This window comes from Paraburkholderia aromaticivorans (assembly GCF_012689525.1).
In the GTDB taxonomy this organism is placed as follows: Bacteria; Pseudomonadota; Gammaproteobacteria; order Burkholderiales; family Burkholderiaceae; genus Paraburkholderia; species Paraburkholderia aromaticivorans_A.
Genome location: NZ_CP051516.1, coordinates 3391611 through 3417975, shown reverse-complemented (window position 1 = coordinate 3417975; position 26365 = coordinate 3391611). Strand labels below are relative to the sequence as shown.

Genomic DNA, 26365 nt, shown 5'->3' with positions numbered 1-26365 from the left:
GCGTGTTATCACGCTACTTTAAGATCCCGCGGTAACGTCGCTGCACCACGCTTTTTCCGCAGGCCGCCCCGCGTTTTCGCCGGGTCTGGCGCCCGCGTTATACTCTGCCCATGCCCCTATCTCCGTTGGAAAGCCGTCTGCGCTACGAATTTCGCAATGCGGAATTGTTGCGCCAGGCTTTAACGCACCGCAGTCACAGTTCCACGCATAACGAACGGCTCGAGTTTCTCGGCGATTCCGTTCTAAATTGCGCGGTGGCTGCGCTTTTGTTCCAACGTTTCGGCAAACTGGACGAGGGCGACCTGTCGCGCGTCCGCGCCAATCTGGTCAAACAGCAGTCGCTTTACGAAATCGCTCAGGCCCTGAATATTTCCGAAGGCCTGCGACTGGGCGAAGGCGAGTTGCGCAGCGGCGGCTTCCGCCGGCCCTCCATCCTCGCTGACACGCTCGAAGCGGTGCTGGGCGCAGTGTTCCTCGACGGCGGCTTCGACGCCGCCCAGACGGTCATCAAGCGCCTTTACGTGCCGATTCTGGATCACATTGACCCGCGCACGCTCGGCAAGGACGCCAAGACGCTGCTGCAGGAGTATTTGCAAGGCCACAAGATCGCGTTGCCGACTTATACGGTCGTCGCCACGCATGGTGCGGCGCACAATCAGCAATTCGAAGTCGAATGCACGGTGCCGAAACTGGACGTGAAAGTCTCCGGTTCCGGCGCGAGCCGTCGTGCGGCGGAACAGGCGGCGGCGAAGAAAGCACTCGACGAAGTCATGGCCGCGGCGCCGGCCGTGGTCTCCAAGCCCAAGCGCTCGAAAGGCGCTCGCGCGGCGAAGCATGCCGAGCCGGAGATCGTGCCCGGTGTGACGGGCGTGCAAGCTGCGCTGGATTTGCGCAGTCCGGATCGCAAGAGCGAGCGCGGAGCGGGGCGCGGTGAATCGCGTGCGGCGGCGGAGCCCGCAACCGAACGTCCGACGCTGACAGCCACAGCCGCGCCGTTGGCGGTGATTCGCGCCGCGCACGTGGAGTACAGCGGACAGGACAAAACCGAGCGCGCCGAGAAGGCAGACAAGACGGCTGCGCACGCGGGTGATAAGTCCGTTGACAAAGCCGGAGCGGAAAAAGCCGCCGATAAGCTCGACGCCAAGCCCACGGACGCGAAACCCGCCGAAGCCAAGCCAGAAACCGCCGCAGTCCGCAGCGTCGACAAACACCGCAGCCGCGAGGCCACGCCCGGTCCCGCCGTGCCGGTGCCGAGCGCAGCAGCGGCACCGACCGAACACGAACCCGGCGTAGCCGACGCGGTGCAAACGCGCGTCGCCGACGCGGGCCATTGATTGCCATCGGCGCGCCATTCCCGCGCGTCGATCTGAACTTGCCGTAGCCCGAATATGAACACTCCCACTCCCACTGGTTTTCGCTGCGGCATGGTCGCGATCGTCGGCCGCCCCAACGTCGGCAAGTCCACGCTGATGAACGCGCTGGTCGGCCAGAAAGTCAGTATCACGTCGCGCAAGGCGCAGACCACGCGCCATCGCATCACGGGCATTCACACGCTCGAAGACGCGCAATACATTTTCGTCGACACGCCGGGTTTTCAGACCAAGCACAGCGGCGCGCTGAACCGTTCGCTCAATCGCGCGGTCACGTCCACGCTGACTTCGGTCGATGCGATCCTGTTCGTGATCGAAGCCGGCCGCTTCGGCCCGGACGATCAGAAGGTGCTCGACCTGATCCCGCCGTCGGTGCCCACGCTGCTGATCGCGAACAAGCTCGATCGCGTGTCGGATAAGGATTCGCTGTTTCCGTTCATGCAGCAGGTGAGCGCGCTACACAAGTTCGCCGAGATCGTGCCGCTGTCGGCGAAGCATCCCGACGACATCAAACGTTTGATGGCGACCGTCAAGCCGTTCCTGCCGGAAGGCGCGCCGATCTACGGCGAAGACGACCTGACCGATCGCAGCGAGCGCTTCCTGGCCGCGGAAATCCTGCGCGAGAAAGTGTTCCGCTGGACCGGCGACGAATTGCCGTACACGAGCACCGTGTTGATCGAGAAGTTTGAAACCGAAGGACGCCTGCGCCGGATTTTCGCGACCATCATGGTCGACCGCGACACGCACAAGTCGATGATCATTGGCCAGAAGGGCGCCAAGCTGAAGCAGATCAGCACCGAAGCGCGCCTCGACATGGAAAAGCTGTTCGACGGTCCGGTGTATCTGGAAACCTTCATCAAGGTGAAGAGCGGCTGGGCCGACAATGAAGCCGGACTTCGTGCGTATGGGTACGAATGACGCGTGGATGACGCTGAATTCCGACTCGGACCCGGACGATTCGGAGCCGGCCGCGCCGGCACGCGAGCCGTCCAAACCCGCGCGTAGCACCCGAAAATCTTCGACTAAAAGCGCACAGGGCGCCGAAGGCGAGCCACGTAAGACACCCACTCGCCGAGCGCCGCGCACCTCCGCATCCGACTACCGGATCGCGGAACAACCTGCCTTCGTTCTCCATAGCTATCCGTATCGCGAGACCAGTCTGATCATCGACGTGCTGTCGCGCGATCACGGCCGTCTCGCGCTCGTCGCGAAGGGCGCGAAGCGTCCGCACTCCGCGCTGCGCGGCGTGTTGCAGACCTTTCAGCCGCTCGCGCTGTCGTGGTCGGGCAAATCCGAAGTGCGCACGCTGACCGGCGCCGAATGGGTCGGCGGCATGTTGCCGCTGGCCGGCGATGCGCTGCTGTGCGGCTTCTACGTCAACGAACTGCTGGTCAAGTTCTGCGCGCGCGAAGATCCGCATCCGCAACTGTTCCATCACTACGTCGTCACGATGACGCGTCTCGCGCACGACGAGCCGCCCGTGCAGGTGCTGCGTTCGTTCGAGCGCGTGCTGCTGCGCGAAACCGGGTATGCCATGGCGCTGGATCGCACCGTCGCGCGCAAAGCGGTGCTGTCCGAAGGCCGCTACGTGTTCGACCCCGAGCGCGGCGTGCGCGAAGCCTCCGACGATCTGCCCGCGCAATGGCCCGTGGTCGCCGGGCAAACCTTGCTCGACATGGAGCAGGACGATTACCATCGAGCGCAGACCGTGACGCAAAGCAAAACGCTGATGCGCTTTCTGCTCAACACTTACCTTGGCGGCACGCCGCTCGCGACGCGCCAGATCCTGATCGACTTGCAGAACTTATGAGCTTCTTTCTTACGTCGCCGAATGTGATTGACCTGGGCGTGAACATCGATCACGTCGCTACGCTGCGCAACGCGCGCGGCACGTCCTATCCCGATCCGATCCGCGCCGCGCTGATGGCCGAAGAGGCCGGCGCGGACGTCATCACGCTGCATCTGCGTGAAGACCGCCGTCATATCGTCGACGCCGACGTGCGCAAGCTGCGCCCGCTCCTGAAGACGCGCATGAATCTGGAATGCGCGGTGACGCAGGAAATGCTCGATATCGCGTGCGAAGTGCAACCGCACGACGTGTGCCTCGTGCCGGAAAAGCGTCAGGAACTGACGACCGAAGGCGGCCTCGATGTCGCCGGCCAGTTCGAAGCCGTGCGCGCCGCGTGCAAGCAGCTTGCCGACGCGAACTCGCGCGTGTCGCTCTTCATCGATCCGGACGAAACGCAGATTCGCGCCGCGCACGAAGCCGGCGCGCCGGTGATCGAACTGCACACCGGACGTTACGCCGAAGCCCACGATCCCGCCGAACAGCAGCGCGAATTCGAGCGCGTGGTGCGCGCCGTCGAATTCGGCGCGACGCTCGGCATCAAGGTCAATGCCGGTCACGGTTTGCACTACACGAACGTCCAGCAGATTGCGGCGATCGAGGGCATCGACGAGCTGAATATCGGCCACGCGATCGTCGCGCACGCGATCTTCGCCGGCTGGGACAACGCGGTGCGCGAGATGAAGGCGATCATGGTCGCCGCGCGTCTCGGCGCGCGCGCCTGATGCGACCTGAGTCAGCGGCCCCGCCCATGGCGATCTACGGCATTGGAACGGACATCGTCCAGGTCAGTCGCGTGGCCGCGGTCATGACGCGCACGAACGGCCGCTTCGCCGAAAAGGTGCTCGGTCCGGACGAACTGCGCGTCTATCACGCGCGGCAGGCGCGTTCGGCGGCGCGCGGTCTCGCGTTTCTCGCCACGCGGTTCTCGGCGAAAGAAGCGTTTTCGAAAGCCATCGGCCTCGGCATGCACTGGCCGATGACCTGGCGCGCGCTGCAAACGCTCAACAAACCGAGCGGCGAACCGATGGTGGTCGCGTCCGGTGAACTGGCCGAATGGCTCGACGCGCGCGGCATCACGGCGCGCGTGACGATCAGCGACGAGCGCGACTACGCGGTGTCTTTCGTGATCGCGGAAACCACGCAAGCGGGCGCGGCCGACGTCGCCGAATAAAAAATACCTTGAACGCGGCGAAGGTCTGCCGCGTCTCTCCTTGCTCCAGGCTTTTTTCCAGCGGAAATCGATGAAAACCATTCCCGGACCGGTGATGCTCGACGTGGTCGGCAAAACGCTGAACGACGACGACAAGCGCCGCCTTGCCCATCCGATGACCGGCGGCGTGATCCTGTTCGCGCGCCATTACGAGAGCCGCGCGCAACTGATCGCGCTGACCGATTCGATCCGCGACATTCGCGACGATTTGCTGATCGCCGTCGATCACGAAGGCGGCCGCGTGCAACGCTTTCGCGCCGACGGCTTCACCGTTCTGCCGGCGATGGGCAAGCTCGGCACCTTGTGGGACAGCGATGTGCTGCACGCCACCAAAGTGACGACGGCCGTCGGCTATATCCTCGCGACGGAACTGCGCGCGTGCGGCATCGACATGAGCTTTACGCCGGTGCTCGATCTGAACTACGGCCAATCGCAGGTGATTGGCGATCGCTCGTTCCACCGCGACCCGCGCGTGGTGGCCTTGCTCGCCAAGAGCCTCAACCACGGACTCGCGCTAGCCGGCATGAGCAATTGCGGCAAGCATTTCCCGGGGCACGGTTTCGCACAGGCGGATTCGCATGTCGCCATGCCGGTCGACGACCGTTCGCTCGAAGAGATTCTGCGCGACGACGCGGCGCCGTACGACTGGCTCGGCTTGTCGTTGGGGTCGGTGATTCCCGCGCATGTGATCTATCCGCAGGTCGATTCGAAGCCGGCGGGTTTCTCGCGCGTCTGGCTGCAGGACATTCTGCGCAACAAGCTGCGCTTCGAAGGCGCGATTTTTAGCGACGATCTGTCGATGGAAGCCGCGCGCCAGGGCGGCACGCTGACCGAAGGCGCGACCGCCGCGCTGCAGGCCGGTTGCGACATGGTGCTGATCTGCAATCAGCCGGACGAAGCGGAGAAGGTGCTGGATGCGCTGCGCTTCACGCCGTCGAAGGAATCGCAACGGCGCTTGCATCGCATGCGGCCGCGCGGCAAAGCGTTGAAGTGGAGCAAGCTGGTCGCCGATCCCCAATATCTGCAAGCGCAGTCGCTGCTGCGTAGCGCGTTTGCATAGGTCGCGGAAACAGTCGGTAAGCAAGAAAAACGGCGCCTTCAAATGTGAAGGCGCCGTTTTTTTCAGCCAGGGCGAACCGCGAGCGATCGCCGCGGCGTTCAGTTCAAGCGCATGCGTTGCAGCTTGTTGTACAGCGTCTTCGGACTGATGCCCAGCAGCGACGCCGCCCGGTGACGCGTACCGCCGACCGCATCGAGCGTGGCGCGAATCAGCATTTCCTCGACGTCCGCGAGCGGCGTGCCCACGGTGACCTGCACGCGGCTGCCGTTCAGATCGCGGCCGTTCGCCGAGCCCGCCTCGTCGGCACGCAACGACTCCAGCACGTCGCCGGACGCCTGATACGCGCGCCGCACGCGGTCCTGCAACTCACGCACATTGCCTGGCCATTCATATGCGAGACACTCGCGCAGGAAATTCGGCGCGACCTGCTTGGCGGTCTCCGCCGTGCCGCGCGTCAACCCGTCGTGATTCAACTCGTCGACGACCGCCTGGGCGATCAGCGCCGGATCCTCGCCGCGCTCGCGCAGCGGCGGCAGCGTGACGGCGGCCGCTTCGAGGCGCAGCGCCAGGTCTTCGTGCAGGCTGCCGTCGGCCACCGCCGCGCGCGGCGCCTTGCGCGTCGACGCGATCAGCCGGAAGTCCGTCACCACCTGATTCGTGCCGCCGACCCGCATGAACGTCTGCGAATCGAGCGCGCGCAGCAGCGCTTCCTGCTGGGCGCGCGGCAACTCGGCGATTTCCTCGATAAACAGCGTGCCGCCGCTCGCCTGTTCGAACAGGCCCGGTTCGCGCTGCTCGGCACCGTTGAACGCACCGCGTTCGTGACCGAACAGCAGGCTGTCGAGCGAGCGTTGTGCTGCCGCGTTGTTGGCGCTCCGGCAGTCGAACGTCATGAACGGACCTTTGCGGCGCCGGCTCATGTCGTGCATCGTGCGCGCCGCAATCTGCTTGCCGGTGCCGGTTTCGCCGGAAATCAGCACGGCGGCTTCAGTCGGCGCGATATGTTCGATCGTGTCGTAGACGTGCTGGATCGCACCGCTGCGGCCGAGCATCGAGCCGAAACGGCCAAGCTGGCGCAGTGACGCCCGCAGCGTCTGCACTTCCTCGGTCAGTTCGTATGGCCGCGGAATGCGCGCGAGCAGGCTGCGCAAACGCGGAATGTTGACCGGCTTGAGCAGGTAGTCCCAGATGCCGTGGCGCAAACCTTCGATCGCGCTTTCCACCGTCGCATTGCCGGTCATCACGATGACGGGCAGGGCGCCACCGGGCGGATGGGCGGGCAAGTGTTGCAGCAGGTCGAGCCCGCTGCCGTCCGGCAGGTTCAGGTCGACCAGCACGACGTCGGGAATGAAGCGCGTCAACGCGGTCCGGGCCTCCGCGATCGTCGTCGCGGTATCGACGGAGAAACCGTCGGCGGCGAGGATGGCGGACAGGCCTGACAGGCTATTGGGATCGTCTTCAACAATCAGGGCGTGTGGCATGGCGAGCGCAATTTTTAGATGGATGGAATACCCGATGCGCTGCGCCGATAAGTTGGCGCGCGGCAAGGGCGCGATGCTGGCCGGTACTGCCGGTCGAAATCTGAGTCGAATCCAGCGTCGCGCGCGCAGCCTGGGCTAGCGCGGTGCATGAGCGGCCGGCTGACGTAGGCAGATCGTCCGGCGCGCACACCAGGCACGGCACCGGCAGAATGGCGGCGATTTGACTCAAGTCGTTCGGTCCTTTGTGTTATTAACTCGGCAGCCCGTCCTGACGTTTTGTAAGCGTGGACGGGGCGCTTGTATTTCCTTCACTCGGGCTGTCAGAAATCCCGATTGCTGTCGAAGAAACGCCGCACTTCGCGTTCCGCTTCCTCGCGTGTCTTGCCGTAACGTTCCTGGATCAAACCGGTGAGCTTGTCAGCGCGGCCTTCGGCCTTGGTCAACTCGTCGTCCGTCAGTTCACCCCATGCTGTCTTGGCCTTGCCAACCATTTGCTTCCACTTGCCTTCAGCGATGTCGTTATTCATGTCGCATCTCCGGAGTTGAAGAAAATAAAGCCGTACTGGCCGATATCCAGAGAGAAGCATGGACTGTGCCACGATAGTTTATTTAAACTTATCAATGGTTTGTTGGACGACATACGGGAAAGTTGAGGTCGCGGTGCGGCAATTTCGAAAAGTTTGCCGGTAAAGTTTTCCTCAACCATACACGGCGGCGCAAAAAAGAAAAAGCGCCCAAATTGGGCGCTTTTTTTGCCATTTTTTTCGCAGCGCCCGTGTTGCGGCGCTGGATTCAGGCGAGCAGGGCGCTTACGCGCGGCTGCGGTACTCGTGCGTACGCGTGTCGATTTCGATCTTGTCGCCGATGCTGCAGAAGAGCGGCACTTGCAGTTCGAAGCCGGTGTTCAGCTTGGCGTTCTTCAACACTTTGCCCGACGACGTGTCGCCCTTGACAGCCGGTTCCGTGTAGATGATTTCGCGGACCAGCGTGGTCGGCAGGTCGACCGAGATGGCTTTCTCGTTGTAGAACACGACTTCGCAAGCCATGCCGTCTTCGAGGTAATGGAGGGCGTCGCCCATCATTTCGCCTTCGACTTCGAACTGGTTGTAGTCGGCGTCCATGAACACGTACATCGGGTCAGCGAAGTACGAGTACGTCACTTCCTTGCGCTCCAGCACGACGACGTCGAACTTGTCGTCGGCCTTGTACACGTTTTCCATGCCTGCGCCGGTCAGCAGGTTCTTGAACTTCATCTTGACGACGGCGGAGTTGCGGCCCGATTTGTTGTATTCGGCCTTCTGCACAACCATTGCGTCTGCGCCGATCATCACGACGTTGCCGGTGCGGAGTTCCTGTGCGGTCTTCATAAAACTGTCCTGTACGAATTAAGTAGCGTCAACTTTTGCTCAACGGCATACGGCGCAAGCGGCTTCGGCGCTTTGCTCGCCGCGCCGCCGAAGCGGCTCGGCGGGTCGCGAGCGAGTCAAGCGTGGCCGGCTTGCCGCGGGGAGCGGCGGGAGCGCCGCAAACCCGCGGTCTCAGCCATTCCCAGCAATCCATTACCTGCTTTTTTACCCTGTGCGGGCGTGTACACGAGTGGCGCCGATTCGCAACATACGTCCCTTTTTTGAAATTTCCATCCATCACGCTTTGATGTGGGGGAAAGTCCTGCATCTTGCGATGCCGGGTTGGCGGGCCGTTCAAGCGAGTTGGCCGGATTCCGCCGCTGCGATCGGGCCGCGCTTGCGTCGTCGGCCGTTGGATAACCGCTTATTTTAACTGAGTTTTTGCGAACAAGGCCAGATTTCCGGCGAGGTCGCCCACTTGAGCCAGTTCGCCGGCCCACGCCGCTGCGCGTTGCTTGAGCGCCGGCAAGTGACGCTGGAATTGCGCCCAGTCCGGCCGCCCCGTGCCGTTCCAGGCGTGCCAGAAGCGCGCAAGCGCGTCGCGGGCGTCGGCGGGCAGGGTGCGCGCGTAGTGCGCGAGCGCGGCGTCGAGCTTCGGCAGATGGGCGTCGTCGACTTGCGGATAGATATGCCAGACGAAGGGTTTGACGGCCCACTGGGCGCGCACGAACGAATCCTCGCCCCGCACGAAATTGACGTCGCTCGCCCATAGCAGCGCGTCGTAGCCGGGCTGGTCGGTAAAGGCGAGGGCGTGCGCGCTGAGGTGGCCGCGCACCGCGTGCGAGCCGGCTCCGAACGCCGGGAGGTCGAAAAAGCGCGCCACCGCGCCTGAAATGCGCCCTTCGGGCACCAGCAGCACGACCGGCTCCGCGCTGTCGCGCCATTGTTCGAGCAGGCTGTCGACGGCAGGGTTCTCGTAGGCGAACAGCGAGACAACGGTGGCGGTGGCGGGCGGCGGCGCGTGGCCGGTGGTTTGCCGCCACCATGCTTCGCGCGTGTTGGACGATGCCTCGAAAGCCGCACGCGCGCCGTCGAGATGCCGTTCCTTCAGCACGCCGCCGGTGCCGGGGCCGAGTCCGGGGAAAAAGAACGTCTTGGTCAGCGGATAGCGCGGATGAGGCGACGGCCGCAGATGAAAATCCGCGACCCAATCCTCGGCGCTCAGATATTCGAGGTTGAACCACACCGGCGTGCGCTCGCGCGCCGCCATCGCGGCGACATAGATGGGCGGCAGTTCGCAGCCGAACGCTTCGATCACGACGTCGGCCACTTCGAGCGTATCGCCCGCATGGGCCGGCTCGTGCCAATGTTCGACGACGATGCCGCCCACCGTCTGGCGAGCATGCTCCAGCGTCAGCGCCGCGCACAGCTTCTGGAACGCGTGCAGGTCGTCGACGAACACGCGCACCTGCCAGCCGTGTTCGCTCGCGAGTTGGCGCGCGAGGCGCCAGCACACGCCGATGTCGCCGAAATTGTCGATCACGGCGCAGAAGATATCGCAGGCGATTGCCGTGGGCGTGTCGGCGGCTTGCTCGGATTGGGGCGTAGCGGAAGACATGGTGGCCTGGGTCGCGGATTCGAACGGATGGCAGGAGCGAGGCAGTGCGAGCGATCCGACGGCGTCGGACTTCGCCGCAGCATGACGAAGCTGCTGCCGACGCGTGACCCGAATCAAGGCAACAGCCTTCGGACGCACGCGGAATGTTCTAAACTGGCGATTCTAAAGCACTCGTTCACGATTGCGCGCGCATGGCGCCCTCCGGTTCGCCACGGCGCGCGGCAACGGAGCAACGCTTCGCGAGACCGTCCCACCCAACCGATTCTGCATGACCGAACCCGAAGCAACCGACGCTTTCGAGCCGAAAAAAGTGCTCGCCCAACTGCCGCATCTGCCCGGCGTCTATCGCTATTACGATACGCACGGCGCGGTGCTTTACGTGGGCAAGGCGCGCGATCTGAAGAAGCGCGTCTCGAGCTACTTCACCAAGACGCAACTGTCGCCGCGCATCGCGATGATGGTGACGCGCATTGCGCGCGTCGAGACGACCGTCACGCGCTCCGAGGCCGAAGCGCTGCTGCTCGAAAACAACCTGATCAAGGCGCTCGCGCCGCGCTACAACATTCTGTTTCGCGACGACAAGTCGTATCCCTACCTCAAGCTGACCGGCCACAAGTTTCCGCGCATGGCGTATTACCGTGGCGCGGTGGATCGCAAGAATCAGTACTTCGGTCCGTTTCCGAGTGCGTGGGCGGTGCGCGAGAGCATCCAGATTCTGCAGCGCGTGTTCCAGTTGCGCACCTGCGAGGACTCGGTGTTCAACAATCGCACGCGGCCTTGTCTGCTGCATCAGATCGGCCGCTGCACGGCGCCGTGCGTCGCGGCGATCAATGAAGAGGATTACGCGCGCGACGTCGCCAACGCGTCGCGCTTTCTGCTCGGCCGGCAGGGCGAGGTGATGAAGGAGCTCGAGCAGAAGATGCATGCCTTCGCGAGCGAACTGAAGTTCGAGCAGGCCGCGGCGGTGCGCAACCAGATGAGTTCGCTGTCGACGGTGCTGCATCAGCAGGCGATCGAAGTCGGCAGCGACAGCGACGTCGACATTCTCGCGGTGGTCGCGCTGGGCGGCCGCGTGTGCGTGAATCTGGCGATGGTGCGCGGCGGCCGGCATCTGGGCGACAAGGCGTATTTCCCGGCGCATGTGGAAAGCGCGTTGACCGCCGACGAGGGCGGATTGGAAGAAGACGACGTGGCGTTGGCCGATGTCGCGCTCGCGTCCAACCCGCTCGCGCAAGACAACGACATTGATGATGAAACGGCGGCGTTGGCCGATACGGCTGACGCTTTAGCGATCGCGCAAGAGATGCCATCGGAGGACGAAGAGGACGAAGAGGACGAAGAGGACGAAGAGGACGAAGAGGACGAAGAGGACGAAGAGGACGCCGCCGCCGAAGAAGTTGACGCAGCCGAAGAAGCCGAATCCGAACCCGAACCGGCAAAACCGCGCAAAGGTCGCGCAACCGGCGGGATCGAAGCCGAAGTTCTCGAAGCATTCATCGCCCAGCATTACCTGGGCAACCGCGTGCCGCCGGTGCTGGTGGTCAGCCACGCACCCGCCAATCGTGAACTGGTCGACGTGCTGATCGAACAAGCTGGCCACAAGGTCACCGTGCTGCGCCAGCCGCAAGGGCAACGGCGCGCCTGGCTCGTGATGGCCGAGCAGAACGCGCGACTCGCGCTCGCGCGACTGCTTTCGGAGCAGGGCTCGCAGCAAGCCCGCACGCGCGCGCTCACCGACACGCTCGGCATGGAGTGCGACGATCTTGCACATTTGCGCATCGAATGCTTCGACATCAGCCACACGATGGGCGAGGCGACGCAGGCGTCGTGCGTGGTGTATCACCATCACAAGATGCAGTCGTCGGAATACCGCCGCTACAACATCACCGGCATTACGCCCGGCGACGACTACGCCGCGATGCGCCAGGTGCTCACGCGCCGCTACGAGAAGATGGTCGAGCAAGCCGCCGCGAACGCCGCCTCGAATGTCACCGCGAATGTCACCGCGAATGTCACCGCGAATGTCACCGCGAATGTCGCCGATGAAGCCGCCGAATTGCAAAGCGACGCGGCCGCCGATCCGTCGCTCACGCCGGACGCCGCGGAGCCGGTCGTGGCCGGCGGCATCCTGCCGACGATCGTGCTGATCGACGGCGGCAAGGGCCAGGTCGAAGTCGCGCGCCAGGTGTTCACGGAACTGGGTCTCGATACCGGCATGCTGGTCGGTGTCGCGAAGGGCGAGGGGCGCAAAGTCGGCCTCGAAACCCTGATTTTCGCCGACGGCCGCGCGCCGCTCGAACTCGGCAAGGAAAGCGCCGCACTCATGCTGGTCGCGCAGATCCGCGACGAGGCGCACCGCTTCGCCATCACGGGCATGCGCGCGAAGCGCGGCAAGACGCGGCAGACCTCGCGGCTCGAAGAACTCGAAGGCGTGGGCGCGAAGCGGCGTCAACGGCTGCTCGCACGCTTTGGGGGACTGCGCGGCGTGGTCGCCGCCAGCGTCGAGGATCTGGCGAGCGTTGAAGGTATTTCGCAGGCGCTCGCGGAGCAGATTTACCGGCAGTTGCACTGATTGCGGCGGTTGCGGCCGGCCGCTCAGCCACTTTCGAGCGGTGCCGCGGCGGCGCGCGCGGCAGGCCCCGTGCGCCGCTTTGCTTGTGGCAGTCCTTGTGACACGGCACAATTGCATCTCCCTTGTCAGACGCTGCGCCTGCCCATGCCGTTTAATTTCCCGATTTTCCTGACTTGGCTGCGGATCGTCCTGATCCCGCTCGTCGTCGGCGTGTTCTATTTGCCCGACATGATGATGAGCCCCGCGCACCGGAACCTGGCGGCCGCGACCATCTTCATTCTGGCGGCGCTGACCGACTGGTTCGACGGCTTTCTGGCGCGCAAGTGGAATCAGACGTCGGCATTCGGCGCGTTCCTCGATCCGGTCGCCGACAAGCTGATGGTGACCGCCGCGTTGCTGGTGCTCGTGCAGCTCGCGCGAATCGATTCGGCGATTGCGCTCGTGATCGTCGGGCGCGAGATCGCGATCTCGGCGTTGCGCGAATGGATGGCGCAGATCGGCGCGTCGAAGAGCGTCGCGGTGAATTCGCTCGGCAAGTTCAAGACCGTTTGCCAGATGGTGGCGATTCCCATGCTGCTGTTCTACGGCCCGTTGCCGTTCGGCGGCGGCGTGGTGGTCGACACGCGCGTGTGGGGCCTGTGGCTCATCTATCTGGCCGCGTTCCTGACGATCTGGTCGATGCTCTACTACATGAAGCTCGCGTGGCCGCAGATTCGCGAACGGGGCGGCGTAGCCTGAGTTTTCGTCGTAGTGGAGCGCGCTCGGAACGTGTCCGAACTTCGCTGCAGCATGAGTGAAATCTGTTCAGTAAAAGAGATTCGCAAAAGGGGTTGACACGTTTCGGTCGTTTCTCCATAATCTCGTTTCTCCGATGCACGCAATTCGAAACGTCGGTGGCAGTAAGAGAGCATTTGCAGTAACAAGGCAGCAGTTAGCAGCACAATGCGGGAGTAGCTCAGTTGGTAGAGCGCAACCTTGCCAAGGTTGAGGTCGCGAGTTCGAGCCTCGTCTCCCGCTCCAAATTTTTGAAGCAGCGCATTGTTTGGCAAGTAGAAGTGCAGCGCGCTGTGAAGCAGTTCAATGCGGGAGTAGCTCAGTTGGTAGAGCGCAACCTTGCCAAGGTTGAGGTCGCGAGTTCGAGCCTCGTCTCCCGCTCCATACATAAGGGGAAGCAACGCTTCCCTTTTTGTTTGGTGGCCCGGTTCTTCCGGTTGTCCGCCCGACAAAAATCTGTGAATCTGTTGCTAGGTTCCAGTCCGCTTGCGGCGCGATAGCAAAGCGGTTATGCAGCGGCCTGCAAAGCCGTTTAGGCCGGTTCGACTCCGGCTCGCGCCTCCAGTAGTTGATGTAAAGAAAAGCCCCGACTCGTCGGGGCTTTTCTTTTTTCAGCGTCGGTTTCCTTGGCGGGGCTGAGGGGGATGCTGGCGCGGTTGCGGGTCTCGTTGCAGGGACACGGGGTAGCAGAGCATGTCGGCACTCGCGCTCATCAGCACTTTGAGCAGCGCGACGAGCACGTGCGGCGCGGCAGGTTCGACCGCCGGCATCAATGGTTATTTACCAATTGCTTTTCACGCACTTTCACTTTCTTTTTATTGTCTTTCAAACTTGTTTTGCTGATCGTTTAATGCACGGAACGATGCATTGATTGCATTCGGCAATTGCCGATAATGTAGAGTGTGCAATACCATTTCGCGCGTTCATAAGCATTGCTTGCCATCGGTTCTAATAGATGGCGACGCTTTGTATCGCGAAAGCACGGGGCCGGGCAAACCCGCTAAAACTACGACATATCGACCAATGAAAAAAACCATAACCGCAGCCGTGCTGTTCGCCGTCGGCTTGCCGATGCTGGCTATTGCGCAATCGGCGCCGGCTTCGGCGGTCAAAGCCGGCGACACGTGGACCTACATCGACACGTTCGAGAAAGCGCCTTCGGTCTGGCGCCAGACACACGACGAGGTGACCGTCTTGCGCGCGACGCCGTCGCACATCTACTACGCGTCGAAACCGTCGGGCTCGACCCAGCCGCCGAACGAAGCGATCGCCGGCGCGGACTGGAGTCGCGAGCGCAATGTGAATGGCGCGGAAGTGGTGGTCAACCGGCCGCTCGCGTTCCCGTTGTCGGCCGGCAAAACCTGGAACATCGACTACACCGAACTGCATCCGAACAAGATGCACGCTTCGGAAAAGTGGAGCACACACTATCGGGTGGTGGATACGGAAACCGTCGAAGTGCCGGCGGGCAAATTCCAGGCGATCAAGGTCGAAGCGGAAGGCGACTGGGTCGCGCAACTCGAACCGACGCAGACCGTCACCCAGGCCGTGCAGATCCAGCAGGGCGATACGGCGATGGTCACGCATGCGCAGAAAACCGGCCCGGTTCAGGCGACCGGGCGTACCTATAAAGCCATCTGGTATGTGCCCGAGATAGGCCGATGGGTAAAATCGGTGGAGGAGTATTACGCCAGCAATGGCGTTCGAAATGAGCGTTATACGAGTGAGCTGGAGTCGTTCAAAAAAAGCCCGGAATGAGCGCCTCGCATACGAATATTCAGCGGCAGATTTTTTCCGCACAGTAAAGCCCCATCGTTTGGGGCTTTATTTTTATATGGGCTGATTCTCTGCGTTGTCGTTATCGTGTCAGCTGTGGCGCACAATTCATTCTGCACGTGATCGATTGACCGGCGCGTCCGATTCTTGCGTCACTGCTTGTCCACACCGAGGCTGCATGTACTTACAACTCACCGGCACCCAAGTTCGCCTGCTCGGCTCGATGCATCTGTTTCCGGCGACGAGCCGAAGAACGCCGCCGTGGATCGCCGAGGCCTATGACTGGGCCGAAGCGCTCGTCTTCGAGTCCGATCCGCCGACGATTCTGCCGTTTCTGAAGGCCGACCAACAAGGCGGCGCGGAGCAACTGCAGCCCTGGCTATCCGCCGACGCGTGGCGGCAACTTCACGCGGCGTGGCCCGTTGAAGGGCCTTTGGCGCCACTCGCGGATCTGCGTCCGTGGGCCGCGTTGATCGTCGCGCCGACGCTGTTCCAGCAGGTCGTCGAAGGTGTCGAGCCGCGCATGCTGCGCTCGGCGATCACGCAGGCCAAACCTTATCGGTATCTCGAGACTGCGGAGGAGGTAGCGGCGGCGCTCGAATCGATTCCGCTCGATGCGGTCGGCGCGGCGCTCGGCCTGCTGATGGCCGATCTCGACGAACCGCAGCGCACGCTCGAGCGCATGCACGCGGCCTGGCTGGATGGCGATCTGCCCGCCGTGCACCAGATCGCCATCGAGTCGCCGATGTTCAATCTGCCGGGCATCCGGCATGCGATTCTCGACGCGCGCAATCGCGCATGGGCGGCGCGCCTGACCGAGTTGTTCACGCGGCCGGAGCGCACGTTGGTGGTGGTCGGCGCGCTGCATCTGTGCGGCCCCGGCAATCTGATCGACTGCCTCGCGCGGCCCGTCGAACCGGTCTTTGCCAATCCATAGCAAAGCCGTCGCCGCGCGAGCGTGGCAGGCCGATGCGGCCTGCATCGGCTCGGATGCGGATCCGGCGCGCACGCAATCGGCGGGAACTCTCGCGCCGTGGTTTTGCCCCAAGGTAAAGCGCACCGCTATACACTACCGGCCCACCACTTCGGCCACGCCGGTCGCCCTAGGGAATACAACATGCACGTCCCACCGACGCCCAGTAACGAAAGCGCCCGTCTCGACACCCTGCGTGCGCTGCATATTCTCGATACGTTGCCGGAAGAGCGCTTCGATCGTCTGACACGGCTTGCCAAGCGACTCTTCAGCGTGCCCATCGCGCTCGTAAGCCTCGTCGATGCGGACCGTCAATGGTTCAAGTCGTGCGTCGGGCTGACGGCGAGCGAGACCTCGCGTGACGTGTCGTTCTGCGCGCACGCGATTCTCGGCGACGAAATTTTGATGGTGCCCGACACGCTGGCGGACGAGCGGTTTCACGACAATCCGTTCGTCACGGACGACCCGAATGTCCGTTTCTACGCCGGCTGTCCGCTGACGGTGCCCAACGGCAGCAAGCTCGGCACGCTCTGTCTGATCGACACCAAGCCGCGTGGCCTTGACGAAGAAGAACGTGAACTGCTGCGCGATCTGGCGCGCATGGCCGAGCAGGAGTTGGCGGCGGTGCAGTTGGCCACGCTCGACGATCTGACGCTTCTGTCGAACCGGCGCGGTTTCGAGGCACTCGCGCAACATGCGCTGAACGTTTGCAAGCGGATGCACAAACCGGCGTCGCTGCTGTTCTTCGACCTGAACGATTTCAAGCAGATCAACGACACGCTCGGCCACGCCGAAGGCGATCGCGCGCTGAAGACTTTCGCCGACGTCTTGCGCACTGCGCTGCGCGAAAGCGATGTGATCGGACGGCTCGGCGGCGACGAGTTCGTCGTGCTACTCACCGATTCGGACAGCGGCGCCACGCAGGAAGTGACGCAGCGGCTCACGCAGATGCTGGACGCGCGCAATGCCGAAGCGCAGCGTGGCTATCACATCCGCTATAGCGTCGGGCAGATTCAATACGATTCTGCCCGGCACGAATCGATTGCCGAACTGCTGGCGGCCGCCGACGCCGCGATGTACAGCCACAAACAGGCGTCGAAGGCGCGCGCCGCGCATCGCAACTGAGCGCTGCATGGCGGCGAAGCCGTCACGCGCGGCATAATCACGCATCGCCGCTCTCCGTGCGGCGCGACTCTTTCTTTAGAACGTTGTCATGACTGAACCGCAGCAAACCGCCGCCACGCGGCTGGCGCAACTTGATTGGCGCTGGAAATCCTTCGACGAACTCACGGGCGTCGAGGTCTATACGATGCTGGGTGCACGCAGCGCGGTGTTCGTCGTCGAGCAGAACTGCTTGTACGGCGATATCGATGGGCTCGATATGGATGCGTGGCATCTGCTGGTGTATGGCCCCGATGAACAACGCCCGGCGCTCGCGGGTTATCTGCGCGTGCTGCTGCCCGACGCGGACGACACCGATATCCGCATCGGCCGCGTGCTGACGACCGCCGAATTCCGCGGCATCGGGCTGGGCAATGCGATGCTTGAGCGGTCGCTGATGCATATTCGCGCGCAGTGGCCTCGCACGCCGATCCGGTTGCATGCGCAGGCGCATCTGCAAGGTTTCTATGGTGCGTTCGGTTTCGCGCCGGTTTCAGAGATTCACGAAGAAGACGGCATCCCGCATGTGTGGATGCGGTCGGCCTGAAGCGGCTACAGCAAGCTGAGCCCGGCGCGGGCGCGCCGGGTTTCAATCGAATCGTAGAATCAGTGCTGGCCGCGCGCCGGCGCCGACGCCGACGCCGTGGGTGCTGGAGTCTGCGTAGCTTTCGCGCGCCGTTCGCTATGCAAACGTCCGCGCGCCGACAGCCGCATCCAGTGACGCAAGGCGAGCAGCGCGCCGATCACGCTCATCATCGAACCCGGAATCCACAGCAACAGCCCGCCGATCTGCTGATCGCGCATCGGGCTCAACCATGTGAACGCGCGGCCGCAGATCGAGTAGATCGGATACAGCTCGTGCGGCGTGAAGAAGATGAAGGCGCCGAGAATGATCTGCGGCGGAATCGCGGCGATCACCACCAGCACGCGCTTGCCCGGCGACAGACGCGCCGGTGGCGCGGGACGCGGATCGAGCACGAGCCACCAGAACAGCAGGCCGTCGATCACCATGCTCCAGTTCATCACGCGATAAAGACGCCAGTCGAGCATCGCCATGAAGTGAATCGGCGACATCAGCCAGAAGTAGATCAGCCCGACGAACAACGTGACCGCGACCACGGGATGCATCACCACGTCGAGCAGCTTGCGCACCACCGGTGTTTCCAGCGCGGGTCGCACGAAGCGCTGCCGCCAATCGAACGGAATACCCGCGCGCAACGCCGCGCCCGGATACGACAGCGCGATGAAGAACGGCCCGAGGTGATGCAGCACCAGATGCTGCGCGCGATGCATGAAGAACTCATGCTCGAAGAAATAATCGAGCCGCGTATGCAACGCGACGTATAACGCCACCAGTCCGAACCAGAAGGAGATACGCCGCGCAACCGACACCTTCGCTTTACGCGCGCCACGCACGAACAGGATCGCGGGCACCAGCAACGCGATCACGACGGTCGGCGAAAACTCCCAGGGATCGAGCCAGTAGAGCGGATTCATCGCGGCACGTTACTTGGTTTGCGCCGGCGACTTGACGGCGAACGGCGTGTCGAGCGTTTCGCCGTCGGAGAATTTGAGCTTGAGATGCACGGTATCGCCCGGCGCGACCTTGTGCTTTGCGTCTTCGAGCATCACGTGATAGCCGCCGGGCGCGATCGCCACCTGACCGTGCGCGGGCACCGTCAGCTTGTCGACCATCACCATCTTCTGCGACGAACCGTTCGACACGGTCTGATGCAGCATCGCGTCGCCGTAGTCGTTGCTGGAGATATCGACGAGATCGACCGGTTTGTCGCTCGCGTTGACGAGCGTCACATAGCCGGCGGCGGGCAGGTTGTTGGGCAGCCAGCGGACCCACGCGTCCTTCACGCTGATCGCATTGGCGCCCGCCGCTTGCGCGGTCGATGCGACACCGAACGAAAGGGCGAGGGCGCAACTCAGTGCAGCGAACGTTTTGATCTTGATCGACATGGTTGAACTCGGGAAAGGTCAGGAACGGTCATCGACAATGCGTCGCAGGTCTTGTGCGATCGCATCGGGCGTGTCGTGGTCGGTGGCCAGCAGGCGCGCGTGGCCCTGGCTGTCGAACACATAGACGGCGGAACTATGGGTGACTTCATAGTTGCCGGAGGGGTCGCGCTTTTCCATCTGATAGGCGACGCGGTAACGCTTGGCGAGCGACTCGATCTGCCAGTCGGTGCCGGTCAGCCCTTCGGCGTGTTTCGCGTCGAAGGCGCCGACGTAATCGTGCAAGGCCTGCGCCGTGTCGCGCGCGGGATCGACGGTGATGAACAGGATGCGCACCTTCTGCGCGTCGGGGCCGAGCTTGCCGAGCACCTGCATCAGCCGGCCCATCGTTTCAGGACAGACGTCCGGGCAATGCGTGTAGCCGAAATAGACAAGCGAGGTGCGGCCCTTGAACGAATCGCCGTTGACCGGGCGGCCATCGTCGCCGGTCAGCGTGAAATCGAGATCCGGCAGATGGCCGGTCACATTGGTCAATTGCCACGTTTCCGTGCGATGCGTGCAGCCGGCGAGCACCGTCAGCGCGCCCAGCATCAGCGTCAGCGCAAACAGGCGCGCGGACCATGGCCTGCGTGAAATTGCGAAGTGCCGTTGCGAGTGCCGGGATGAGAAGATCGGGAACAAAGCAGGGTTCAGTGACTCGATTGAATTGCGGCGCCGCTCGATGCGCGTGCGGCGCTTGCGCGGTCATAGTGTGCAAATATGGTCGTAACGGCAATGTTTCGCGTGGCTGCGACTTTAGCGCAAATTAGCCGATGACGTCGCGCAGCGCCCGCGGGCGCGCGGTTTGCGAGGCAATTTGACGCAGGCGGCTGAAAGCCGGCTGAAGTCGGATTGTTCTCATTTTGAACGCAATCGCCGCCGAGGCTCGCCTGCGGCGCCCGGCTGGGCTTGTGCCCAGCCTTACTTTCTCGAAAAATTGATGGATGCGCGGTAAGATGCGCACACTTTTCCGGCCGCAGAAGGCTGAAAGGCAAAACTAACCGATGCAAGCACTTCCGGCTGTTCTGTCTCCGAGCGAGACGGCATTTTTCTTCGATTTCGACGGCACGCTCGTCGAACTGGCCCCCACGCCGGACGGCGTGCTGGTGCAACCTCGCGTGATCGATTTGCTGAGCGAGTTGCGCAGTCTGACAAACGGCGCGGTGGCGGTCGTGTCGGGCCGCGGTATCGACAGCATCGACAGTTTTCTCGCCATGCCCGATCTGCCGATTGCCGGCCTGCACGGCGCCGAGCGGCGCGACGCGAACGGCGACACGCAGCGCATCGGCTTCCACGACGAGCGGCTGCTGCGCATGGAGCAGGTGCTTGCGCAGGTGGTCAACGAGAACGCCGGCATGCTGCTCGAGATCAAGGGCGCGGCCGTGGCGCTGCACTACCGGAATGCGCCGGATCGCGAGACCGTGGCGCGCGAGGCGACCGAGCGGCTGGTGGCCGATTACGCCGGCTCCTACGTGCTGCAGCCGGGCAAGATGGTCTACGAAATCAAACCTAAAGATGTCGATAAGGGTCGCGCGCTGCGCGCGTTCCTCGACGAGCCGCCGTTCGTCGGCCGCAAGCCGGTCTTTGCCGGTGATGATCTGACCGACGAGAAAGGCTTCGCCGTCGTCAACGAACGCGGCGGCGTGTCGATCAAGGTTGGTCCCGGCGAGACGATGGCGCGTACGCGAATCGAGTCGGTGTCCGACCTGCTCGATTGGCTGGCATCGATCGTCGCGGCGGCGCGCACCGCATGATGGCCGCGACGCATCGCCCAAAGCAAACAACGCACTGCATCGGGAATCGCGCTTCATGAGCCGACTGATCATCGTATCGAACCGGGTTGCGCCGATCTCGGAGGGCGGCCCGGCGGCGGGTGGTCTGGCGGTCGGCGTGTACGACGCGCTGAAGGAAACCGGCGGCATGTGGTTCGGCTGGAGCGGCGACGTGCTCAGCTCGGGCCAGCCGCAGATCAAGGTCGAGGAACGCGGCCCGGTGACCTTCGCGACCATCGCGCTGATGCGCCGCGATTACGATCAGTACTATCGTGGCTTCTCGAACGCCACGCTGTGGCCGGCGTTCCACTATCGCGCCGACTTGCTGCAGTACGACCGGCACGACTTCGAGGGCTACTGCCGCGTCAATGCGTGGCTCGCGCAACAACTCGTGCCGCTGCTGCGCGAAGACGACGTGATCTGGGTCCACGACTACCATCTGATTCCGTTCGCGCAGGCGCTGCGCGCCGCGGGCGTGAAGAACCGCATCGGCTTTTTCCTGCACATTCCGTTTCCGGCTTCGCAGGTGCTGCTGGCGGTGCCGCCGCATCGCGAACTGGTCGAAGCGCTGTGTTCGTTCGATTTGCTCGGCTTCCAGACGGCGCCGGATCTGCGCGCGTTCTGCGACTACATCGTCAATGAGGCGAACGGCTCGGTCGACGCATCCGCGAAAGGCCCGCTGACGATCCACGCGTTCGGCCGCACGCTGCGCGCGGCGGCGTATCCGATCGGCGTCTATCCGGACGAGATCGCCGAACTCGCGAAAGCGGGTGAGCGCGGCAAACCGGTGCGCACCATGAAGGCGACGCTGCATTCGCGCAAGCTGATCATGAGCGTGGACCGGCTCGACTATTCGAAGGGACTGGTCGAACGTTTTCGCGCTTTCGAGCGTCTGCTCGAACACGCGACCGCGCAACGTAACAAGGTGTCGTTCCTGCAGATTGCGCCGCCGACGCGCGCCGACATGCACGCGTATCAGGACATTCGCTTGCAGCTCGAAGGGGAGTCGGGGCGCATCAATGGGCGCTTCGCCGAACTGGACTGGACGCCGATTCTCTACATCCACAAGCAGTACGAGCGCTCGGTGCTGGCCGCGCTGTTCCGCACCGCGCATGTCGGCTATGTCACGCCGTTGCGCGATGGCATGAACCTCGTCGCCAAGGAGTATGTGTCGGCGCAGGATCCGGAAAATCCCGGCGTGCTCGTGTTGTCGCGCTTTGCCGGCGCCGCGCAGGAACTGGACGGCGCGCTGATCGTCAATCCGGTCGATATCGACGGCATGGCCGAGGCGCTCGCACGGGCGCTCGGCATGCCGCTCGCGGAGCGTCAGGCGCGTCATCGCGACATGATGGTGCAGTTGCGCGAGAACAATGTGTCGGTGTGGCGCGATAACTTCATGCGCGATTTGCAGGGCGTCGCTGGTGCAAAGAGCACCCGAAGCGGGAAGGCGCGCGCCGTGCCGGGGAAAAAGGCGGCGCGCGAAACTCAGGCCGGGTAGGCTGCGGTCGGGGCTGCATTGCAACACGCGTAAAAGAAAAGCCGCTCTCGAGCGGCTTTTCTCATGGCGATGACGGCTCGCGCCTCGAAGCACGCCGCTCGCGGGCTCACACCACGTGCTGTTCGTCGACCTTCTTGCCGCCGATGTGCAGCGTGTGGCCCTTACCATACTGCTTGGTGAGCAGATCGCGATACAAACCCGGGCGCTGGCGCAGTTCTTCCGGGCTGCCGTCGTCGATGACCTTGCCGGCGCTCATCACGATGATCCGGTCGAAGTTGTTCAGCGTCGACAGACGGTGCGCGATCGCGACCACGGTGCGGCCGACCATCAGCCGGTCGAGCGCTTTCTGGATTGCTTCTTCCGATGCGCTGTCGAGCGCCGAGGTCGCTTCATCGAGCAGCAGGATCGGCGCGTTCTTCAGGATCGCGCGTGCAATCGCGATCCGCTGACGCTGGCCGCCCGACAGCTTCACGCCGCGGTCGCCGACGATCGTGTCGTAGCCTTCCGGCATGGCCTCGATAAAGTCCGCGCAACGCGCCTCGCGCGCGGCCGCGAGCACTTCATCGCGGCTCGCTTCCGGGCGCCCGTAGGCGATGTTCTCGTACACGGTGCGGTGGAACAGCGAGATGTCCTGCGGCACCAGCGCGATCGCGTGGCGCAAACTGTCCTGCGTGATCGTGGCGATCTCCTGGCCGTCGATCTTGATCGCGCCGCCTTGCGTCTCATAAAAACGCTGCAGCAATGCCAGCACGGTGGATTTGCCCGCGCCCGATTTGCCGATCAGGCCGACGCGCTGGCCGGGTTCGATATGCAAGTCGAAGTGATCGAGAATCGGCCGGCGGCGCGGGTAGGCGAACGTCACGCTTTCGAAATCGATGCGGCCGCCTTGCGGCACGAGTTCGGAAGCGCCGTCGCGGTCGGGCATGCCGTGCGGCTCGAGCAACGTGCGCACGGCTTCCGCGAGACGCGCCACGTGCTGCGTGACATCGACGAGCGCCACGGCCAGATCGCGCGTGCCGTGCAGGATCGTGAAGCCGAGCGAGCTGACCAGCACGATGTCGCCCGAGGTCGCCTTGCCTTGATCCCACAGCCACAGCGCCCAGCCCAGCAAGCCCGCCGATAGCAGCGCGGTGATCACCGCATGCAGCAGACGCAGCTTTTCCAGATACAGCAGGCTCTGCTGGCGCGCGTCCATCTCGGCCTTGACCGTTGCGCCGAACCGCTGCTGCTCGCGAAACGTCATGCCGAAAGCGCGTACGAGGCCCATGTTGCTGATCACGTCGACCAATTCGCCGTCCACCGACGCCGCCTTGGTGGCGAAATGGTGATGGCGCGCGGAGCCGCGCCCGGCCAGCTTGTACAGCACGACCGACAGAATGGCCGAGCAGAGCATCAGGCCGCAGGCCATCAGCGGATTCACCGCGATGATCATGACGATCGCGCCGAACACCGCGATGCACGGCGGCAGCACGTTCCACGCGGTGGTGTTCTCCGCCGTGTAGACCGCGTTCGAAGTCGCCGTGATCCGGCTTGCGAGCATGCCCGGCTGCTTCTCGGAGTAGTACGTCGGCGAGTGTCCGCTCAGATATTGGAACAGGTCGCGCCGCAGATCGCCGGTCACGGCGACGAACGTGTGCGCGGCGACCCAGCCGCCGACCCGCCACAGCAGGTTGTCGGCGGCGATCAGGCCAACCAGGATGGCGAACGCCCCCCACAGCGGGCCGGGATGGTGCCGGCCTTCGCCGAGCACGTCGATCAGATGTTTGATCGCGTATTGCGAAGCGAGCGCACAGCTCACGGCCGCAAACACGCTGCCCAGGACGATCGCATGCGCGAGCGGATGGCGGCGGATAAAGCGGAAAAGGAACGCAAGCGGCCGATGCGCATAGCTCGCGAGCTTTGCGTTCTCGGCATTACGCTGAGCGATGGTTAAATGTTCCAATTGATCGTGAGGTTGGTGTGTTTCGGGTTGTGCATGCAAAGCGTGGGCCACTTGGAAAAAGGTTCGCCGCGAAGCCGATGCTTCGCATTGTAAACATGCAAAAGCGATTGCGCCCTGTGTATCCGGGCCTTGGCGCGATTGATTTCGCGATAGACGTTTGCGACCTACCGCTGCTCGACCCGTCTACGGGGTCAGGGTCCACGCGGGCCGCGCAAAATTTCGGGATATAATTACAAATTGCATTCAATCGCGGTGCGGCATTTCTTCAACGCTTGCCGGCAGAGTTGACGCAAGAGCTTACGAGACCACCTCGGCGGTCCGTGCCGCAAGCCAGTTGCCACTGTAGAACTGTCTTAGAAAACAAGGGTTTGCAAAGTGTTTCGCGTTTGTAACAACGTAAAGACTTTGAAATGTTGTGGTGCAGCGCGAATCCCGGCATTGATAATGCATGCTCTGTAGGCCCGCCGAATTTTCTGACAGTTTGTCAACGTAGGTGCCATGTGTGCGTTTACCGGCACATGCGCAGACATTGAACACGGGTCTGGGCTCACTACCCAAGCGATCCATCGCAGGATTTCTCGAAAGAATCAGGCCCGAGCCGGCATGTCCGGCCAGACTGCCCTGGCGAGCAAGCGAGTCGCTTTTACCAAACGCAGTACCTTTGCCTGATTTTTTACGAGGAGTTTTTCATATGCGAATCGCTCAAATCGCTCCGTTGCACGAGGCGGTTCCTCCCAAGCTGTATGGTGGTACGGAACGCGTGGTGTCCTATCTGACCGAAGCTCTGGTCGAGCAGGGCCACGACGTCACGCTCTTTGCGAGCGGCGATTCGCAGACCTCGGCGAAACTCGAAGCTTTCTGGCCGCAGGCGCTGCGCCTCGACCCGACCATCCGCGACGTGATGGCGCCGCACATGCTGCTGCTCGAAGAAGTGCGCCGCCGCGCGGACGAATTCGACGTGCTGCATTTCCACATCGACTACTACCCGTTCTCGCTGTTCGCGCGTCAGCCGGTGCCGTTCCTGACCACGCTGCACGGCCGTCTCGATCTGCCGGAACTGCAACCGGTGTTCAATACGTTCAGCGACGTGCCGGTCGTGTCGATTTCGGACAACCAGCGCATGCCCCTGCAACAGGCCAACTGGCTGCAAACCGTGTATCACGGCCTGCCGGAAAACGTGCTCACGCCGATCTCCAACGTCGAGCCGGGCTACCTCGCTTTCCTCGGCCGCGTCTCGCCGGAGAAGGGCCTCGACCGCGCGATCCGCATCGCCGGCCAGGCAGGCATGAAGCTCAAGGTCGCCGCCAAGATCGACAAGGCCGACCGCGCCTATTACGAAGAAGTGATCAAGCCGCTGATGGCGCTCCCGCACGTCGAGTACATCGGCGAAATCGGCGAAGCCGAAAAGCGTGAGTTCCTCGGCAACGCGCATGCACTGGTGTTCCCGATCGACTGGCCGGAGCCCTTCGGTCTGGTCATGATCGAAGCAATGGCGTGCGGTACGCCGGCGATCGCATTCAACCGCGGTTCGGTGCCGGAAGTGATTGAAAACGGTGTGTCGGGCTTCGTCGTCGAAGACGAAATCAGCGCGGTCGCCGCAGTCAAGCGTCTGCACACGCTGTCGCGCGCCGGTGTGCGCAAGGCGTTCGAGTCGCGCTTTTCGTCGAAGGTCATGGCGAAGAACTATGTCGCCACCTACGAAGAGCTGCTGCGTCAGAAGCACCGTACTGTGCTGCGCGAAGTCAACGCCAGCTAATGCGCGACAGGTAAAAAAGTCGCCTCGGCTCGAGGAGCGCGTTCAGGCGCTCCGAAGGCCGCCAGCAACGCCCCGTGAGGCACTTGCCCACGGGGCGTTGTTGCGAGCGCGCCGCGTTTATCCCAATCAACGGACGAAAGTTCGGGTTTCGGCCGGTAAGAATGAGCCACTCTCCGTAATATCCCTATAATGGCCCTGCCGCA

The 26365-nt window shown here is 63.2% G+C and carries 23 protein-coding genes and 3 tRNA genes; 18 read left to right on the top strand and 8 right to left on the bottom strand.

What is annotated here, in order from left to right; all coding sequences use genetic code 11:
• Window positions 1–110 precede the first annotated feature (110 nt).
• The 6 genes from rnc to nagZ all read left to right on the top strand — a co-directional run bounded on the left by rnc (window position 111) and on the right by nagZ (window position 5489).
• The gene (gene rnc, locus HF916_RS43510) at window positions 111–1334 is read left to right on the top strand and encodes a ribonuclease III (protein ID WP_168794805.1); all 1224 of its coding nucleotides are present in this window, start codon (window positions 111–113) and stop codon (window positions 1332–1334) included.
• A 54-nt stretch (window positions 1335–1388) separates the two neighbouring features.
• Window positions 1389–2288 carry a GTPase Era gene (era, locus tag HF916_RS43505; protein ID WP_168794804.1) on the top strand — a complete coding sequence of 300 codons (900 nt, stop codon included), beginning with the start codon at window positions 1389–1391 and terminating at the stop codon, window positions 2286–2288.
• On the top strand, window positions 2275–3180 hold the full coding sequence (gene recO / locus HF916_RS43500) for a DNA repair protein RecO (protein ID WP_168794803.1): 906 nt from the start codon (window positions 2275–2277) through the stop codon (window positions 3178–3180). The genes era and recO overlap by 14 nt, the downstream gene beginning before the upstream one ends.
• A complete protein-coding gene (pdxJ, locus tag HF916_RS43495) occupies window positions 3177–3941 on the top strand; it encodes a pyridoxine 5'-phosphate synthase (protein WP_168794802.1) in 765 nt (254 codons plus the stop codon). The genes recO and pdxJ overlap by 4 nt, the downstream gene beginning before the upstream one ends.
• Before the next feature lie 26 nt (window positions 3942–3967).
• Window positions 3968–4390: a holo-ACP synthase gene (acpS, locus tag HF916_RS43490; RefSeq protein WP_168794801.1), complete on the top strand. Its 423-nt coding sequence runs from the start codon at window positions 3968–3970 to the stop codon at window positions 4388–4390.
• 70 nt (window positions 4391–4460) lie between these two features.
• A complete protein-coding gene (nagZ, locus tag HF916_RS43485) occupies window positions 4461–5489 on the top strand; it encodes a beta-N-acetylhexosaminidase (protein ID WP_168794800.1) in 1029 nt (342 codons plus the stop codon).
• A 98-nt stretch (window positions 5490–5587) separates the two neighbouring features.
• Here the strand turns inward: nagZ and HF916_RS43480 are convergent, their stop codons facing one another.
• The 4 genes from HF916_RS43480 to earP all read right to left on the bottom strand — a co-directional run bounded on the left by HF916_RS43480 (window position 5588) and on the right by earP (window position 9934).
• Window positions 5588–6970, bottom strand: a complete 1383-nt coding sequence (locus HF916_RS43480) for a sigma-54-dependent transcriptional regulator (RefSeq protein ID WP_168794799.1) — start codon at window positions 6968–6970, stop codon at window positions 5588–5590.
• A 320-nt stretch (window positions 6971–7290) separates the two neighbouring features.
• Window positions 7291–7497 carry a CsbD family protein gene (locus HF916_RS43475; RefSeq protein ID WP_168794798.1) on the bottom strand — a complete coding sequence of 69 codons (207 nt, stop codon included), beginning with the start codon at window positions 7495–7497 and terminating at the stop codon, window positions 7291–7293.
• Window positions 7498–7779: 282 nt separating this feature from the next.
• Window positions 7780–8337, bottom strand: coding sequence for an elongation factor P (gene efp / locus HF916_RS43470; RefSeq protein ID WP_168794797.1), 558 nt, complete (start codon window positions 8335–8337; stop codon window positions 7780–7782).
• A 403-nt stretch (window positions 8338–8740) separates the two neighbouring features.
• On the bottom strand, window positions 8741–9934 hold the full coding sequence (gene earP, locus HF916_RS43465; RefSeq protein WP_168794796.1) for an elongation factor P maturation arginine rhamnosyltransferase EarP: 1194 nt from the start codon (window positions 9932–9934) through the stop codon (window positions 8741–8743).
• Between the two features lie 268 nt (window positions 9935–10202).
• Between earP and uvrC the strand changes: the two genes are divergently transcribed.
• The 9 genes from uvrC to HF916_RS43420 all read left to right on the top strand — a co-directional run bounded on the left by uvrC (window position 10203) and on the right by HF916_RS43420 (window position 17737).
• On the top strand, window positions 10203–12506 hold the full coding sequence (gene uvrC, locus HF916_RS43460) for an excinuclease ABC subunit UvrC (protein ID WP_168794795.1): 2304 nt from the start codon (window positions 10203–10205) through the stop codon (window positions 12504–12506).
• Between the two features lie 144 nt (window positions 12507–12650).
• Window positions 12651–13244 (top strand): CDP-diacylglycerol--glycerol-3-phosphate 3-phosphatidyltransferase, encoded by a 594-nt coding sequence (gene pgsA, locus HF916_RS43455; RefSeq protein ID WP_168794794.1) that lies wholly within the window; start codon window positions 12651–12653, stop codon window positions 13242–13244.
• 206 nt (window positions 13245–13450) lie between these two features.
• Window positions 13451–13526, top strand: a tRNA-Gly gene (locus HF916_RS43450).
• 62 nt (window positions 13527–13588) lie between these two features.
• Window positions 13589–13664: transfer RNA gene (locus tag HF916_RS43445), tRNA-Gly, on the top strand.
• 106 nt (window positions 13665–13770) lie between these two features.
• A tRNA-Cys gene (locus HF916_RS43440) sits at window positions 13771–13844 on the top strand.
• 459 nt (window positions 13845–14303) lie between these two features.
• Entirely contained in the window at window positions 14304–15038 is a 735-nt protein-coding gene (locus tag HF916_RS43435; protein ID WP_168794793.1) for a hypothetical protein, read from the top strand.
• 196 nt (window positions 15039–15234) lie between these two features.
• A complete protein-coding gene (locus HF916_RS43430) occupies window positions 15235–15993 on the top strand; it encodes a TraB/GumN family protein (protein ID WP_168794792.1) in 759 nt (252 codons plus the stop codon).
• Between the two features lie 180 nt (window positions 15994–16173).
• Window positions 16174–17154 carry a sensor domain-containing diguanylate cyclase gene (locus HF916_RS43425; RefSeq protein ID WP_168794791.1) on the top strand — a complete coding sequence of 327 codons (981 nt, stop codon included), beginning with the start codon at window positions 16174–16176 and terminating at the stop codon, window positions 17152–17154.
• An 88-nt stretch (window positions 17155–17242) separates the two neighbouring features.
• Window positions 17243–17737 carry a GNAT family N-acetyltransferase gene (locus tag HF916_RS43420; RefSeq protein ID WP_168794790.1) on the top strand — a complete coding sequence of 165 codons (495 nt, stop codon included), beginning with the start codon at window positions 17243–17245 and terminating at the stop codon, window positions 17735–17737.
• 59 nt (window positions 17738–17796) lie between these two features.
• Here the strand turns inward: HF916_RS43420 and HF916_RS43415 are convergent, their stop codons facing one another.
• The 3 genes from HF916_RS43415 to HF916_RS43405 are packed head-to-tail and all read right to left on the bottom strand — an operon-like array spanning window position 17797 to window position 19746.
• On the bottom strand, window positions 17797–18687 hold the full coding sequence (locus tag HF916_RS43415) for a cytochrome c oxidase assembly protein (RefSeq protein WP_168794789.1): 891 nt from the start codon (window positions 18685–18687) through the stop codon (window positions 17797–17799).
• A 9-nt stretch (window positions 18688–18696) separates the two neighbouring features.
• On the bottom strand, window positions 18697–19158 hold the full coding sequence (locus tag HF916_RS43410; protein WP_168794788.1) for a copper chaperone PCu(A)C: 462 nt from the start codon (window positions 19156–19158) through the stop codon (window positions 18697–18699).
• 18 nt (window positions 19159–19176) lie between these two features.
• On the bottom strand, window positions 19177–19746 hold the full coding sequence (locus tag HF916_RS43405; protein ID WP_168795848.1) for an SCO family protein: 570 nt from the start codon (window positions 19744–19746) through the stop codon (window positions 19177–19179).
• Between the two features lie 452 nt (window positions 19747–20198).
• Here HF916_RS43405 and otsB point away from each other — a divergent pair, with 452 nt between their 5' ends.
• A complete protein-coding gene (gene otsB / locus HF916_RS43400; protein WP_168794787.1) occupies window positions 20199–20948 on the top strand; it encodes a trehalose-phosphatase in 750 nt (249 codons plus the stop codon).
• A gap of 55 nt (window positions 20949–21003) precedes the next feature.
• Window positions 21004–22464 (top strand): alpha,alpha-trehalose-phosphate synthase (UDP-forming), encoded by a 1461-nt coding sequence (gene otsA, locus HF916_RS43395; protein ID WP_168794786.1) that lies wholly within the window; start codon window positions 21004–21006, stop codon window positions 22462–22464.
• Between the two features lie 106 nt (window positions 22465–22570).
• On the opposite strand, the gene HF916_RS43390 is transcribed toward otsA, so the two are convergent.
• On the bottom strand, window positions 22571–24406 hold the full coding sequence (locus HF916_RS43390) for an ABC transporter ATP-binding protein (RefSeq protein WP_168794785.1): 1836 nt from the start codon (window positions 24404–24406) through the stop codon (window positions 22571–22573).
• Between the two features lie 691 nt (window positions 24407–25097).
• On the opposite strand from HF916_RS43390, the gene HF916_RS43385 reads away from it, so the two are divergent.
• Window positions 25098–26162, top strand: a complete 1065-nt coding sequence (locus HF916_RS43385; RefSeq protein ID WP_168794784.1) for a glycosyltransferase family 4 protein — start codon at window positions 25098–25100, stop codon at window positions 26160–26162.
• Window positions 26163–26365: the final 203 nt, after the last annotated feature.